This window comes from Pseudomonas serboccidentalis (genome assembly GCF_028830055.1).
Classification (GTDB): domain Bacteria; phylum Pseudomonadota; class Gammaproteobacteria; order Pseudomonadales; family Pseudomonadaceae; genus Aquipseudomonas; species Aquipseudomonas serboccidentalis.
Map to the genome: position 1 here is coordinate 3,792,553 of NZ_CP101655.1, position 14,786 is coordinate 3,807,338.

General features: G+C 57.9%; 15 protein-coding genes and 1 pseudogene. 7 read left to right on the forward strand and 9 right to left on the reverse strand.

Features of this window, described 5'->3' with window-relative positions; translation table 11 throughout:
* The 4 genes and pseudogenes from NN484_RS17195 to NN484_RS17210 form a co-directional block, all read left to right on the forward strand.
* A pseudogene (locus tag NN484_RS17195) lies at window positions 1-676 on the forward strand (hypothetical protein); the annotation flags it as partial.
* Window positions 669-1,637, forward strand: a complete 969-nt coding sequence (locus NN484_RS17200) for a tetratricopeptide repeat protein (protein ID WP_215502615.1) — start codon at window positions 669-671, stop codon at window positions 1,635-1,637. The pseudogene NN484_RS17195 and the gene NN484_RS17200, both read left to right, overlap by 8 nt.
* Before the next feature lie 9 nt (window positions 1,638-1,646).
* Window positions 1,647-1,901 carry a hypothetical protein gene (locus NN484_RS17205; protein ID WP_215502614.1) on the forward strand — a complete coding sequence of 85 codons (255 nt, stop codon included), beginning with the start codon at window positions 1,647-1,649 and terminating at the stop codon, window positions 1,899-1,901.
* Window positions 1,902-1,937: 36 nt separating this feature from the next.
* Entirely contained in the window at window positions 1,938-2,111 is a 174-nt protein-coding gene (locus NN484_RS17210) for a hypothetical protein (protein ID WP_215502613.1), read from the forward strand.
* A 416-nt stretch (window positions 2,112-2,527) separates the two neighbouring features.
* On the opposite strand, the gene NN484_RS17215 is transcribed toward NN484_RS17210, so the two are convergent.
* Window positions 2,528-3,340: a VanW family protein gene (locus NN484_RS17215; protein WP_274657528.1), complete on the reverse strand. Its 813-nt coding sequence runs from the start codon at window positions 3,338-3,340 to the stop codon at window positions 2,528-2,530.
* A 216-nt stretch (window positions 3,341-3,556) separates the two neighbouring features.
* On the opposite strand from NN484_RS17215, the gene NN484_RS17220 reads away from it, so the two are divergent.
* Window positions 3,557-4,363, forward strand: coding sequence for a glycosyltransferase family 2 protein (locus tag NN484_RS17220; protein ID WP_274657529.1), 807 nt, complete (start codon window positions 3,557-3,559; stop codon window positions 4,361-4,363).
* Window positions 4,364-4,692: 329 nt separating this feature from the next.
* Here NN484_RS17220 and NN484_RS17225 read toward each other — a convergent pair whose 3' ends face one another.
* From NN484_RS17225 to NN484_RS17260, 8 genes are all read right to left on the reverse strand, one after another.
* The gene (locus tag NN484_RS17225) at window positions 4,693-5,277 is read right to left on the reverse strand and encodes a hypothetical protein (RefSeq protein ID WP_127651791.1); all 585 of its coding nucleotides are present in this window, start codon (window positions 5,275-5,277) and stop codon (window positions 4,693-4,695) included.
* Window positions 5,278-5,362: 85 nt separating this feature from the next.
* Complete coding sequence (locus NN484_RS17230; RefSeq protein WP_274657530.1) at window positions 5,363-5,545, reverse strand: hypothetical protein; 183 nt, start codon at window positions 5,543-5,545, stop codon at window positions 5,363-5,365.
* A gap of 11 nt (window positions 5,546-5,556) precedes the next feature.
* A complete protein-coding gene (locus tag NN484_RS17235) occupies window positions 5,557-5,799 on the reverse strand; it encodes a hypothetical protein (RefSeq protein WP_215502609.1) in 243 nt (80 codons plus the stop codon).
* Window positions 5,800-5,962: 163 nt separating this feature from the next.
* Window positions 5,963-7,030 carry a lipocalin-like domain-containing protein gene (locus NN484_RS17240; RefSeq protein ID WP_274657531.1) on the reverse strand — a complete coding sequence of 356 codons (1,068 nt, stop codon included), beginning with the start codon at window positions 7,028-7,030 and terminating at the stop codon, window positions 5,963-5,965.
* A complete protein-coding gene (locus NN484_RS17245) occupies window positions 7,020-9,491 on the reverse strand; it encodes an ABC transporter permease (RefSeq protein ID WP_274657532.1) in 2,472 nt (823 codons plus the stop codon). The genes NN484_RS17240 and NN484_RS17245 overlap by 11 nt, the downstream gene beginning before the upstream one ends.
* Window positions 9,488-10,141, reverse strand: a complete 654-nt coding sequence (locus NN484_RS17250; RefSeq protein ID WP_215502606.1) for an ABC transporter ATP-binding protein — start codon at window positions 10,139-10,141, stop codon at window positions 9,488-9,490. The genes NN484_RS17245 and NN484_RS17250 overlap by 4 nt, the downstream gene beginning before the upstream one ends.
* A gap of 168 nt (window positions 10,142-10,309) precedes the next feature.
* Window positions 10,310-12,007: a sulfatase-like hydrolase/transferase gene (locus NN484_RS17255; RefSeq protein ID WP_274657533.1), complete on the reverse strand. Its 1,698-nt coding sequence runs from the start codon at window positions 12,005-12,007 to the stop codon at window positions 10,310-10,312.
* Between the two features lie 73 nt (window positions 12,008-12,080).
* Window positions 12,081-12,329 (reverse strand): hypothetical protein, encoded by a 249-nt coding sequence (locus tag NN484_RS17260; protein WP_127651798.1) that lies wholly within the window; start codon window positions 12,327-12,329, stop codon window positions 12,081-12,083.
* 69 nt (window positions 12,330-12,398) lie between these two features.
* Here NN484_RS17260 and NN484_RS17265 point away from each other — a divergent pair, with 69 nt between their 5' ends.
* Entirely contained in the window at window positions 12,399-13,751 is a 1,353-nt protein-coding gene (locus tag NN484_RS17265; RefSeq protein WP_127651799.1) for a UDP-glucose dehydrogenase family protein, read from the forward strand.
* Complete coding sequence (locus tag NN484_RS17270) at window positions 13,748-14,785, forward strand: NAD-dependent epimerase (RefSeq protein WP_127651800.1); 1,038 nt, start codon at window positions 13,748-13,750, stop codon at window positions 14,783-14,785. Before NN484_RS17265 ends, NN484_RS17270 begins: the two co-directional genes overlap by 4 nt.
* The last annotated feature ends 1 nt before the right edge of the window (window position 14,786 follow it).

The window sequence follows — 14,786 nt, forward strand, 5'->3', positions numbered from 1 at the left end:
CCTTGAGTGGGTCGATGGCGAAGCCATGGACTACCTGCAAAAACTGAGCTTCCTCGGCGCCACGGGCATCGATGTGGCGTTTGCCTATGTGCGCGGGTATGCCATTGTTAAAGGGATTTTTGATGCGCTGACTGAGGGGGGGCGCGGGGGGTTGATTGCTTACTCAATCGTTACCGACAAAAAACAGAAGGAGATGCAGGAATGGGTATGTAACTTGCCGCCACAGGCACTTGGACCGCTGCTATTGACCCTTAGCTCTTCTCCTGAACCTTTTTCAATAGAAGAAGACCAAGACAATAAAAGCGTCAAGGAAGACGAGGCATATCAACTACAGCAGAGAGCGATCGAACGGTGTTTAGGGTGGATATCATCCAACCCTAACGCTGCTTTACAATTCGAAGAGGCAGTTATACGTATGAATCGGGATGGATTGCGACCACCGCAAGCCGGGCTGACATATTGTAAAAACAAATTCAAGCTTGATTCATTTATGGCCGAACGAGTTAAAGCTCTGGACAAAGCCAGTAACGACACAAGAGCAATTTATCGCGAGCATGTAGCTAGATTAGGCGCACGACTAAATGGACACTGTGAGTACAACACCATTTATAAGGGCCCTGCTTTCGCTCTAATCCAAGATATAAAAGCAAGCTACAAGGGACCGAACATTGATTAAAATCGCATTATGCCTATTTCTATCCGTCCTTTTTTCCTGTTCCGCTTCTGCGCAATTAACACAAGAACAGCAGTCGAAAAAAGAAAGAGGACTCATTTTGTATCAACAAAGCGACTGGTACGACTCTCAACCCTTACTAGAAAGTGCTGCCATTGCTGGTGACGAGACAGCCCAATATTACTTGGCAGAGGCAATTCGCCTGAGCAACCGATACACAACTAATGAAGCAAGAAAATGGTATGAAGCAGCTGCGCAACAGGGCAACCTATACGCAATGCTAAGACTAAGCAGTAAGAGTGATATCTGTAATGAAATGAAAAGCTGCGGTGGCAAAAGTGCAGACGAATGGCGTGAACAAGTAATACAATTAGCTCAGGAACAAGTTAAAAACAACGACACTGAAGCAATGACCGTTTTATTCATCACCAAACAAGGATTCAGCTGGTTAGAAATGGCAGCTGAGGCAGGTGATCCTCTAGCGCAGAATACACTCGCAGGAATCTACGAAGATGGGGACGGATGGTTCATCGTCCCGGGTAGCCGCGAAAAAACCATTCAAAAGTGGTACAAAGCGTCAGCTGAAGGTGGATATCCCAAAGCAATGTATTTTTATGCCAACTATTTATTCGAACATGGAGGTAAGAAAGAAGAAGTTGCTTATTGGTTGAAAAAATCAGCCGAAGGCGGGTACGTCAGCGCGGTCGGCAATTACGCCCTCAGCGTAGCCCATATACCAAACGATCTAGACTACCCAAAAAACTTGATTGAGGCTTATGGACTAGCCTATCTGATGTCTAAATTCGAGGGTGGCGGGACAGCAGCCGAAGACGGAGAAAGAATGCTCCCAAAAATCACTGAAAAAATGACCAAGGAAGAAATCAAGCAAGGTCTTCTATTTGCGGAAGAATGGAAGAAAACGCGACCACCGCTTTCTTATTTCGTCCCTGTTTACGGCTATTGAGAACTCAAAGTGGCATTACTCATTAAATTAGTGACAAGCTTTTTTCTCTTAACGCTTGCACCAAATGTTTATGCCACCCAATTGACAAAGAATCAAGCTACGGCCAAAGATAGCGGTATCGCGCTTTACAATCAAAGCGCTTGGACTTCTTCACAGTCTTTTTTGCAACCCGCCGCCGAAACGGGCAATCGAGACGCTCAGTACTACTTAGGCGAGACCATCCACCTAAGCAATAGCTACATGGCAGAGGAAGCAGTGAAATGATATGAGGCCGCAGCCGAACAAGGACATATATATTCCATGCTGCGTCTCAGTAACAAAGAAGATCTCTGCACTTTTATCGAAACCTGCAAGCAAAAAATTGGTAAGGATTGGCGGGCTCAGGCCTTAAAAATTGCACACGAACGCGCGGAGAGAGGCGACACCAAAGCAATGGTTTCGCTCTTTACAGCTAACAAGGTTTGGAGTGGCTAGAAGTGGCTGCAGAGTCGAGTAACAACTTCGCTCAGCAACTTCTTGCAAGTGCCCACCAAAAAGGAAAAGATTGGTTCGTAATTCCAGCCAGTCGAGAAAAAGCAATCAAAAAATGGTTTAAGGCATCTGCGGAAGGAGGATTCCCTCCAGGCATGTACCTTTATGCGAACTACTTGTACGAACACAACGAAAGTAAACAAGATATCGGAAATAGCTTAAGAAGACTGCCGAGTCGGGGCACATTGACGCTCTAGGCGGCTACGCCCTTAATATCGCCCATCTTCCAGATAGCTATGACTCCCCTTAGATCTAATAAAAGCCTATGGTTATACATACCTAATTTCAAATCTGAATCGCAAAAAGCTGCAGAGCAACAATTGCGTCATCAAAGCTGAAAACCCGCATTCACTATGCATCTATTCAACCAGTTCGCCCACCACTTCATACTTCACCACGACCCGATTCCGATAAAGCCTCTCCCGTTTCACCAACGCCCCCACCTGCCCCTTTTCCCTGACCTCTCGCCAAATCTCGTTCTCGCGAAACACCCTGCTGCCCTCCCGCACAAACCGATGCGCCTCTTGAAACACGTGATAGCGATATTCCCCCACCCGATCACACAACAACTCCCCTTCGAGTTGTGTCTCGCCGACGTTCAATTTCAGCTGAAAGTGCCGATCCGTCGGGTTGTGCAATACCAGATCAACGTAGTTATAGAAAATCGCCGCGCCGGAACCGAATGGCAGTACTCGCCCCTCGTCCGGGAATGGGTCGAAGCTGTGGTTGGAGCGCTCGACCACGACCAGCGGTGAGTGGATCGCCATCCAGTGGATCAGGTTGCTCAGTTGGCAGATTCCGCCGCCGATACCGCTGCGTGCTTCGCCGAAGGACAGTTCCATGCCTTCGACGTAGCCGCGTTTGGCGGTTGGGCGGCCGACGAGGCGGCAGAAGGAGAAGTGTTCGCCCGGGGCGATGATGACGCCGTCGATGGCGGCGACGGCGAGTTTGAGGTTGATGACTTTGTTGTGTTGCAGGGCGAGGTCGGAGTCGCCGAGTTTGCGGATGAGTTTCGAGGTGTGTTTCAGGTAGCGGAATGGCAGGCGGTCAGCGCCGGCAACCAGGCGTGCGTAGCGTTTGCTGGAGCAGTGCCAGGCGATCTGGCGGAACAGTCTTTTTTGCCACACGCGCAGCCAGTACAGGGCCGGGTGGTAGAGGGAGAGTGGTTTCATCCGTGAGTCTACGGCGGGCGCCGTTTGTTCCTTGAAGCGTGCAAAGGGGCGCGCAGTTTAGCCTGTGGGCCGGCTGACGTCGTGTGTGAGATGACTTGGCTCGACACACTTCGACCCACTTGCTGAACGGCAAATTAAGCTTCAACTAAGGTTGCGTCGCTAGCATTCCGGCCCGACAGACCCTTGCCGTCGATCAACCGTGGATGAGCTTCCCGAATGAGCCAGTTTGATTTACCAGCCGTTACGCAGCCGAATTTCAGTCTTGTATTGGTAAATTACAAAACCCCGGACATCACCCGGATGTGCCTGGAGCTGTTGCGCCAGCACGTTCAGGCGCAGCGCATTCCGGTGTGGGTGGTGGACAATGATTCGTCGGATGCCAGCCTGGATTACTTGCGCTCACTGGACTGGATCAATCTGATCGAACGTCCCTCCCCCGGCAAAGAAGCCGGGCATATTGCTCATGGCAAGGCGCTGGACATGGCATTGGAGAAAGTTGAAACCGACTATCTGTTTTTGCTGCACACCGACACCTTTGTCTATGACAAGGAAGTCTTCGCGATGATGCTGCGTGAGTGCACAAAGACTCCGGGCATCGCGGCGGTCGGGTGTGTCGAGCAAATTAATCGTGGGGTCGTGAGAGACACCTGGCGACTAACTTCGCGCTTTTGCAAACATTATGTTCGCCGGGCCAAAACCTCGTTGGGCTTGCGCAGCAAAGAGCCGAAACCTTATCGGGAAACTCATCTCAAGAGTTTCTGCACGTTGTGGAACGCCAAGTTGATGAAGTCCCGGGGACTGCACTTTTGCATGGATGACCGGGTGCCCGGTTATACCCTGCAGGATCGAATGACAGCGTTGGGCTACGGGATCAAGCTGCTGGCGCCGCGCAAGATTTTCCGCTATCTGGATCACATCCAGGCAGGAACCGTCGCAGCCGCCGGCACCTACGGCAAAAATCACCGGCGGACCAAAATGTACCAAGCCACCCTCAAACGCTTTGAGGGCCAGACATCGGCCTAACCGCAAAAACAAAAAAGGGCGACTTAAAAGTCGCCCTTTTTTTTATCTGAAATTGTATACATCCGCTCCGAAGAGGTGTTCGCCCAGTGTAATGGCCTGGCAATCCATGCACCGGTAAAGAGCCCTGACACTGGGCGAACGGGAAGGATTTTAATAGAAGTTGGCGGATATGTCGTCCTTCATAAAGTAAATTTAATGTACGAAAAAGTTAATAGATATTTATCGACGAAAACCTTTCGCGAAACTTTCAAAGCACTGCACAACTCACTTCAGATGATTGTTCTCATACAACATTCTGTACAAGAACAACCCTCTTGTAGAGTTAATACTCAGCTTTCATGCTGACTGGTCACTTTTAATATATCGGTGTAAGTGACGATAACGCTCTGCCCTTCTTTCAAATCCTTCAGTTTGGCTTGAATTTCAGGCTTCTTCACGTCGAGGATTTTCGATTGGCCCTGGGGGTTTTGCAGGGTCACCTGATTATTCTTCAAATCAATTTTGGTGATTTTCAGTTGCACCTGAATCTGCCGGTACGCTTCGCCACCCGGGTTTTCACTGCCCGGCGCCTTGCGCAGCTCGCCGCTGCGCTCGACGGTGCCAGGCAGACCTTTATCCACATCGGTATCGAGGTAAGCCGCGACAGAACGCTGAACTTCAAGTTTTACCAGATCACCGACCTTGAGGTTGGCGAGGTTTTTCGCCTTGTCGCTCAACTGAACATGCACCTGGCGACCTTCGGCGCCTTCGAGCACGACCTGATGGTTGGCCGCATCCACGGCCAGTACTTTGGTGGTGACCTTATCGGCCTCAATGGTGGCGGACAGCGGGATTTCCGCCGCCAATGCGCCGAAGCTGGTGGCGGACAATACGGTTGCAAGAGTGATGGCCTTGGCCAGAGTGTGGAGCTTCATAAACGGTACTTTCCCTGTAATGAGTGGCAGCAACCGGCGCCCACGCGTGGTCGGCACCGAATGTGCCACTGAGCATAGACGCTGTTCAGGGCTTGGTTTTTGTTTGTGGCGCGGCGGTCTCCTGCGCGGTGGATTCGCCACTGGCGGTGCCCTTGCTGCTGTCCTGGCGCTGCTTGGGGTCGGTCGGGCGCAGGGCGTCATTGTCGCGCTCGGTTTCTCCCGGTGGACGGGGCTCATCAGGATGTTCGTTGGCGGATACGGGTTTCATGGCGCGGTTCCTCAGGCTTCGGGGTCGTCCAGTTCACGGGCGACGTTCACGGCGGGCGAGTCCTTGTGCAGGTCATCGGCCTTGGCGCGCAGGATCTGCCACTGCTCAAGATCGATCGCACCTCGGCCGAGCAAGTCGTCGGCGATGCGTTGCAGGTCGAAGTAGTGAGCGTCGGGGGATTGCTGCCAGTAGGTCTGGTCGTCGAACAGGCGCTGCCAGGTGGTGAGGTCCGGGGGTTGCAGGTCGTCGCTCATGGCCAATCCTCCGCTGGTATTTACTGTGTAGAGGCGGCGAGACGAAACGGAGTTCAACTCAATGTAGGCGCTGCCGCAGGCTGCGATCTTTTGACTTTGATTTTAAAAAAACAGGATCAAAAGATCGCAGCCTGCGGCAACTCCTACAGTTGCAGTGCACCGGTCAGTAACCGGTCATTTCCAGATAACCGCGCCCACCATGGCTGCCGCTGATCCGCACCGGACCTTCCCAGTAGGGAATGCGCAGGTTCATCCAGGCGTTGGGGTTCAACGCCGACAGGCTGATGTCGAGGTGCTTGTCGGGAATGCGGATGGTCCAGCGCACCGGCATCGCGTGGCCGGCGACTTTGGCGGTGTCTTGCGGGACGAATTTGATTTGTTCGCTACGCAGGGTTTGAACCTGGCCGTCGGCGGCGATCCAGGTACCGGTGAGGTACGGCGCGCCGTCCTTCTGGCGCATGCGGTAGAGCATGATGTGTTCACCGCTGTCCAGGTGCAGGGAGAACCAGTCCCACCCGGTTTGACTGGCCGTCAGCGGTTGGCTGCTCCATTCGCGATCGAGCCAGGCCGGGCCGCTGACGGTGTAGGTCTGGCCGTCGATCTGCAGGGTGCCGCTGGCCTGAAAAAACGGCTGGCTATAGTAATACGATGCCTGGCCCTGTTCGGATTTCTGGCTGAGGCCTTGATCCCCCTGCAACACCAGCGGGCGGCTGGACGTGAGGTGAAGTTGATAGGCGAATGATTGATCGCGAGCACTGAGCTGCATGTCGCTCAACGGCTCCTGCGCTTGACCGGCAAAGCGCCAATCATCGATCCACGCTTCGAACGGCGCCAGCCGTACACCCGCTTGCCCGACACCGCCACGGGCATAACGCTCGGCGGCGTGATGAACCGAACCGGACGTCACTGCCGCATGCCCCAGCCAGATCGTCTGGTTGCTCCACCCGCTCTGCTCCGGAACCGGTTTCAATGCGCTGCGAAACAGCGTCCATTGCACACCGAAATCATTGCCCTGCTGATCTTTGAGATTGGCGGTGACGTACCACCACTCGATACGAAAACCCTCATGAGCACCGTGATCGGCCGGGAAGCTGAACACCCGCCCCGGCACCACGGGAGTGAATTGGGCTGCCTGGTCGCCGAGCCCGGCAAAACCCTTTTGCGCAGGCTCCGGTTGATCACAGCCGACCAGCAGCAATGCCAGGCACAGCGCGACCCGGTTAATCCTCATGGGCAAACGTCCTCAGCAGGTCCGCCGGTTGCGTGCGGTACAACGAATACAGCGGCCAGGCTGACGCGAACAAGGTCGCCAGCAGCGCCAGCCCCATCAATTGCAGCAATTGCAGCGGAAAGATCCGCAACGGCAAACGCCAGCCGAACGCCTGCACATTGATCACTGCATCCAGACACCACGCCAGCGCGATCCCCAGCGGCAGCGCCAACACCAGCGTCAGCACCGCCAGCAGCCAGGTCTGGCCGAGGTTGAGCAGCATCAACTGGCGGCGCGTCACGCCCAAGGCCCACAACGGCGCGAGTTGCCCGAGGCGGCTCTGGCTCTGGGTCAGCAGGCTGATGAACAGCGCCACACCGGCCACCGCCAGCGTCAGGCTGTTGAGCGCCGCAGTGGCGGCGAAGGTGCGTTCGAACACTTGCACCGACCAGCCCTTGAGCCGCGCCTGATCGACGATGCGGCTGTCATCGATCTGGAAGCGCGTTTGCAGCGCCGTCAACAACGGCGGGATGTCTGGCGGCGCGATGCGCAGGTTGAACCGGTTCGGCGTCAGTGCCGGCCACAGACGCAGCAGGTGGTTGCTGTTGACCAGCACGTGCCCCTTGGGATTGCCGTAGTCGGCGTAGATCCCGACGATCCGCGGCGACCACGATCCGCCCGGGGTCGGCAGGCTCAGATGATCCCCCGCGCGCACCTTCAGGCGCCGCGCCAGTTGCTCGCTGAGCATCACCGCATCGTCGTTCGCCAGATGCGCCCAAGGGTCCCCGGCAATCGCGTCGAGCAACGGCCAATGCTGCCGATAATGGGGATGATCGATCACCCCGAACACCTCCGCCGGCCAGCCTTGCAGGGTCACCGCCACTTGCCAGTTGGGCAGCACGGCGCTGACCTTCGGCTGCTGTTTGAGCCAGGTGTAGAGTTCGCGGGACTGCGCCGGATTGACCGGGTTGATGTACAGCTCGGCGCTCAGGCGTTGTTCGAGCCAGTCGTTGAAGGTCTGGCGAAAACCGGCGGTCATGCTGCCGGCGCCGATGTTGGCCGCCAACGCCAGCAGCAGCGCCATCAGCGCCAGACTCAGCGCCGGCAGTTGCTGGCGACAGTCAGCGAGAAACCACTGGCCGAGCACCGAGCGACGACGCCCGAGCAGTTGATTGAGCACCGCGCTCAGCAGCACCGGTAGCGCCAGCGCGGCGCCGAGCAGCAGCCCGGCCATCAACGCAAAACCGCTGCCGAGGCTGTCGCCCCAGACCCACGCCAGCAGCGCCATCGCGCCCAATAGCGCCGCCAGCCAACCCTGGCGCCGCAACCAGCGCGCATGCTGCTGATGCCAGGCCTGCGGGTCCGCCACCGCCAACAACGGCAAGCGTGCCGCGCGCAACAGACTGTTGGCGCCGGCCAGCAACGCGCCGAACAGGCTCAAGCCGATGCCGCTGAACCACCACCACGGACTCAGGCGCAACTGCCCCGCCACTTCCGCACCGTACAAACCACGCAGGCTGGCGGCGACGTCCGGCAACAACACACTCGCCAGCCAGTAACCGCTGATGACCCCGAACACGCCGCCGACCAGGGCCAGCACACCCAGTTCGACGATCAGGCTGCCGATCAGCATCCGCGCACTCACCCCGCAGGCACGCAGGGTGCGCAGCAATCCGCGCCGTTGCTCCAGCGCCAGGCCAATGGCCGCGTGAACGATGAACAGCCCGACCACGAACGAGAGAAATCCCAAGGCATCGAGATTCAAGTGAAAGCTCTCGGTCAGGCGCACCAGATTGTTTTCCTCGGCGCTGCTTTTAAGTTGCAGCAGCCCTTTGAGCGCGGGCGGCAGCTCGGCATGAAACTCCTTCGGCAGTAGCAGCCGCGACAGTTGCCCGGGTTGTTCTAGCAGGGTTTGCGCAACGCCGATGTCCACCAGCAACACGCCCGGGGCCATGTCCTTTTGCGCGCGCAGCGGCGGCAGGGTCTGGCCGTTGACGGTTTGCGGCGTGGCGCCCTCGCTGAGGTTCAAGGCCTGCAACGTCTCAGGCGAAATCCACGTACTGCCCGGCGGCGAGAAAAACTCGACGATGCGCTCGATCGGCATCGCCTGCCCGGCCACCGCAGAGTCCGCCGGCAGCGACACCGGCTCAATGCCCATCAGTTGCAGACGCTGGTTGTCGTGATCCTTGAGGACCAATCGCCCCTGCAGCAGCGGCGAGACCGGCCAGCCTTCGCGGCGCAGATCGACAAACCATTGCTGCGTAAATGTCGCGCCATTGGGGGCGCCAAGGCTGGCCTGCGGTTCGCCGCCGATCATCTGGCTGGCCCAGGCGTAACTGTCGCGGGCCTGACTGTTCAGCGCCTCGACCCCGGTCAGCAGACTGGTCGCCAGCCACAACCCGGTCAGCACACTAAAGAACTGCACCGGATGCCGTCGCCAATGGCTGAGCAGCGCGCGCAGGGTCTGCCAGAAAACGTTCACGTCAGACGGCCGCTGGACAACACCACCCGCTGCGCCAGCCGCGCCGCAACGCGCGGGCTGTGTGTGACCATCAGCAGCGTGGTCGGCGTGTCGTCGAGCAACTCCAGCAACAGGCGCAACACTTCATCGCTGGTGGCTTCGTCGAGGCTGCCGGTCGGCTCGTCCGCCAGCAGCAATTTCGGTCGCGACGCCAAGGCCCGAGCCAACGCAACCCGCTGCTGCTGGCCGCCGGAAAGTTGTTCGGGATAACGCTTGAGCAACTCGCCCAGCCCCAGTCGCTGCACCAGATGTGCCTGCCAGCGCGGGTCATGACGCCCGGCCAGGCGCGCCTGAAACGCCAGATTGTCCTCGACCCGCAGGCTGCCGATCAGGTTGAACTGCTGGAACACCAGACCGATTTCGGTACGGCGCCAGTCGGCCAGTTGCGCTTCGCTCATGCTCTCGAGCCGATGCTCGCCACTGCGGATGCTGCCGCGATCGACCTTGTCGAGGCCGGCGATCAGGTGCAGCAAGGTGCTTTTGCCACTGCCGGATTCGCCCATCAGCGCCAGACTGCTGCCGGGTTCGAGCGTCAGGTCGACGCCTTGCAGCACCGCTATCGGGCCTTGGGGGGTGAGGTAACTTTTGAAAACGCCTTGAACCTGAAGCATGCCGCCATCCGCCGGGTCAGTGTGGGGCAAGGATAGCGGATAGCGGGCTGATCAAATCAGTGGTGTTCGCACTGGCCTCTTCGCGAGCAAGCTCGCTCCCACAGGGGATCGCATTTCAAGGTGGGAGCGCGCTCGCTCGCGAAGCGGCTGGCACGACCACCCCAGCACTCACTGTCCGGTTGCCACACTGGTCGCCGCCTCCCCCGGCGTGACGATGGTATTCAGATCAATGTACTTCCACTCAGGCTTGGCCCCCAATCGCGCATTGAAGCGGTAGTTGAAGGTGAAGTCATCGGCCGTCGGCTGGGCCAGCGACTTGCCATACAACGCTTCGACGCCCGCCAGGTCGTAACCCATCAACTGCAGCAGGGTCGGGAAGATGTTGTAGTGGCTGGAACGGTCCTTGTTCGTCGGCAACGATTGCGCCCAGTCCGGGCCGTGCAACTGATCGCCCTGAATCACCACCAGTGGCACCAGCCCTTCTTCCTCCACCGGATCGCCACCGCAGTGCGTATTGAGCCCGGGGTTGCCGCGTTCATGCAGGTCCTGACCGTGATCGGAGGTGTAGATCAGCAGCGCATTGTTCAGCCTGGCCTGGGCAAACACCCGCGCGAAGAACTCGCCGACGTTCCACAGCACCGTGTTCTTGTAGGCGTTGCGGTACAACACCCAATCGTCCGGCTGGCCGTTGAAACCGTCGCGCTTGCCGGTGTCGGCCACCTCGGTGAACTGCCCGCGCGGCAGCGTCGGACGGTAGGCCATGAAGGCGTCGGGGTATTTGTCGTGCACTGGAAAATGCGCACCGACCTTGTTGATCACCACCAACTCGGGCTGATCGTCGTTGAGCAGTTCGATCAGCTTCGCGGCGGCGGCCATGTCGCGGTCACGCACGCTGGTCTGGTCGAACTGGACGAACGCGTCGATGTCCTTTTTTTCGGTGTCGGTCATCAGGTTCTGCAAATTGCCGCCCGTGCGCTGGGCGTCGATGTACACCGTGCGCAACCCGGCCTTTTTCGCGTACTGCCAGATCGACGGCAGCGTGCTGTTGATCCGTATGTAATCGGCGCGTGTGCCGCCGTAGCGCAGGGTGACGTTGGTGTCGGCGCTGCAGTTGGCGATGGACGCGGCGTAGCCGTAATTAAAGATGTCGACTCCCGGATGCGCCTGCTTGAGGTTGCTGTGCACCCCGAACGGCGCGTTGATGTCCAGGTAATTGCCGGAGATGCTTTCGTCGATGATCAGCACGATGTCGTGATTGACCGCGGGTGCACTGCGCGCCAGCGTCACCGGTTCACGCGGGCCGACTGTGTTGTGCAGCGCTTCATAGGCGAACAGGTTCAGATAGGCCAGCGGCGTGTACATGATCGGCAAGCCACGCGCGCCCTCGCCCGCCCGCAGGAACAACACCGCACTCAACAGCAACACGCCACACACCGGCGCCGCCACGCGCAACACGTTGGGCACCACCAGCGCGTGACGCGGCTTGAGCCCGATGCCGAACAGCAACAGCAGGCCACTGAGCGCGCCATGAATGATCGCGTCGCGGTACTGGTAGGCGGCCTCCTGGATGAAGCCGCCGGAGTACACCAGCGAGACAAAGCTGCTGTAGCTCAGGTAATCGGCGGTGACCCGGGTGTAAACATCAAAAAATACCGCCGAGACAAACAGCGTTATCGCGAATAAGTGCCGAACCCATGCCTGACGAATATAAGCCGTTAGATATAATGCTAAAGTGAGCGCCAAAAACATCGCGCCAAAAAGAAGTACAGCAAAACCGACACCGATAGCATTTAACCGATCAATGTAATATTCGGAATAAAGCAGCAGATAAATAATTAAAAGCAGTTCTTTCAGATATCGAAACATGGCAATTCCGGTCATTCAAAACGGCATTGGGTCAATAGTTTGTCGGTCAAAACCTGACACTAGCACCCGGCTATCAAAGCGCAAGAAAAGCCTGACTTTTCCCTGAAGCGTCAAAAAAACGTTGACTCATTCCTGACACACTCCAGCCGCTACAAGTCTTTAATTTCACGGCTTTCGACCGTTTATCGTTTTCTTCGGGATTTGAAAAAAGCGTCAAGAACGCGACAAATCCAGCAATAGCAAGCACTTGATGGCCAATAGCCTGAAAAATGCCCGGTGTTATACACATGCAACATGTCATTTTGCTGACACGCTTTTCCATGCCTGCGCTATACCCCTTTTGACAGTTCAATTTTTATTATCTTCCACCGTCTTACGAGGCACGCCAACTATGGACGTGAGCGTATTTGGTACGGGCTATGTTGGCCTTATACAAGCCGCCGCACTTGCCGATGTCGGACATCGGGTTTTATGTGTGGATATTGACCCGAACAAGATTAAACAACTGCAACAGGGCGTTCCGCCTATTAGCGAACCGGGTTTATCTGCAGCGCTGGAAGAAAACATCAAGGCCGGCCGTTTACTGTTCAGCACCCAGGCCAGCGACGCGGTGGAGCATGCCGAGCTGATTTTCATCGCCGTGGGCACCCCCGCCGATGAGGACGGTTCCGCCGACCTGACCCACGTGCTCAACGTCGCCCGGCAAATCGCCTCGCACATGGAGGCTGATCGCACCCTGATCATCAAGTCCACGGTACCGGTCGGTACGGCGGACCAGGTCGCCGCCAAGGCCAACGAAGAACTGCTGCGCCGTGACCGTAGCAGCCTCAAGGTGCGGGTGGTGTCCAATCCGGAATTTCTCAAGGAAGGCAGCGCCCTCGCCGATTGCATGCGCCCGGACCGGATCATCGTCGGCACCCGCGACGACGCGGCCCGCGAGCAGATGAGCGAGCTGTACGCGCCGTTCTGCCGCAACCACGAAAAACTGATGTTCATGGACAACCGCAGCGCCGAGCTGACCAAGTACGCCGCCAACGCGATGCTCGCCACGCGCATCAGCTTCATGAACGAACTGGCCAACCTCACCGAGCTGCTGGGCGCAGACATCGAAGCGGTGCGCAAAGGCATCGGCTCCGATCCACGCATCGGCTACCACTTCATCTACCCCGGTTGCGGCTTCGGCGGTTCATGCTTCCCCAAGGATCTGCGCGCCCTGCTGCACACCGCCGAACACAACGGCATGCCGCTGAAGCTGCTGCGCAGTGTCACCGACGTCAACGACAGCCAGCGACACATCCTGTTCAGCAAACTCAAGGCGCAGTTTCCGCAAGGCCTGGCCGGCAAGTCGATTGCGATCTGGGGCCTGGCGTTCAAACCCAATACTGATGACATGCGCGAAGCCCCCAGCCGCTATCTGATGGACGCGCTGTGGGCCGAAGGCGCCAGCGTGCAAGCCTACGATCCGGAAGCCATGTCCGAGTGCCGGCGCCTGTATGGTTATCGCAGCGACCTGCACCTGTGCGCCACCCGCGACGACACCCTGGAAGATGCCGATGCACTGGTGATCTGCACCGAGTGGAAGAATTTTCGCGTGGTGGATTTCGAGCTGCTGGCGAGCAAGCTGCGCTCGAAGGTGATTGTCGACGGTCGCAACCTCTACAACCCGGAACACGTAGCCGCCGCCGGCCTGCATTACAGCGGCATCGGTCTGCGCCACATCGCTCCGGAAGGACTGCGCCCATGAAAATCCTGGTCACCGGCGCAGCCGGCTTCATTGGCGCCCATTGCGTGTTGCGGCTGATGCGCGACGGGCATGCGGTGGTCGGCCTGGACAATTTCAACGGCTATTACGACCCGCAGCTCAAACACGACCGCGTGCAATGGGTGCGCGATCAGGTCGGACATTTTCCGCTGGCGCGGATTGACCTGGCCGATGCCGCCGCGATCGAAGCGCTGTTTGTCCGCGAGCAACCGCAAGTGGTGATCCACCTCGCGGCGCAGGCCGGGGTGCGCTACTCGCTGGAAAATCCACGGGCCTATCTGGACAGCAACCTCAGCGGTTTCCTGAACATTCTCGAAGGCTGCCGGCATCATCCGGTCGAGCATCTGATCTACGCCTCGTCCAGTTCGGTGTACGGCGCCAACCAGCACACCCCGTATTCGGTGCGCGACGGCGTCAATCACCCGTTGTCGCTGTACGCCGCCACCAAAAAAGCCAACGAGCTGATGGCCCACAGTTACAGCCACCTGTTCGGTATTCCCAGCACCGGCCTGCGCTTTTTCACCGTGTACGGCCCCTGGGGTCGGCCCGACATGTCGCCGATCCAGTTCGCCCGCGCGATCACCGAAGGCACGCCGCTGAAACTGTTCAACTACGGCGAGCACCAACGGGACTTCACCTACATCGACGACATCGTCGAAAGCATCGCCCGCCTCACCGACCATCCGCCGCACAACCACCCGGAGTGGGATCGCGAACATCCCGACGCGGGCAGCAGCATGGCGCCGTGGTGCCTGTTCAATATCGGCGGCCACCACCCGGTGGAGCTGAAAACCTATCTGGCGCTGATGGAAAAACACCTCGGCCAGAAAGCCATTGTCGAGCTCTTGCCCCTGCAACCGGGCGATGTGCTCAACACCTGTGCCGAGACCGATGATCTGGCCCAGGCCACCGGGTTCCAGCCCCGGATCGAGCTGGATGAAGGACTGGGGCGTTTCATCGCCTGGTTTCGCGACTACTACCCCACTGCCTGTCACCCACGCGCCGCTCGCGGCTGAA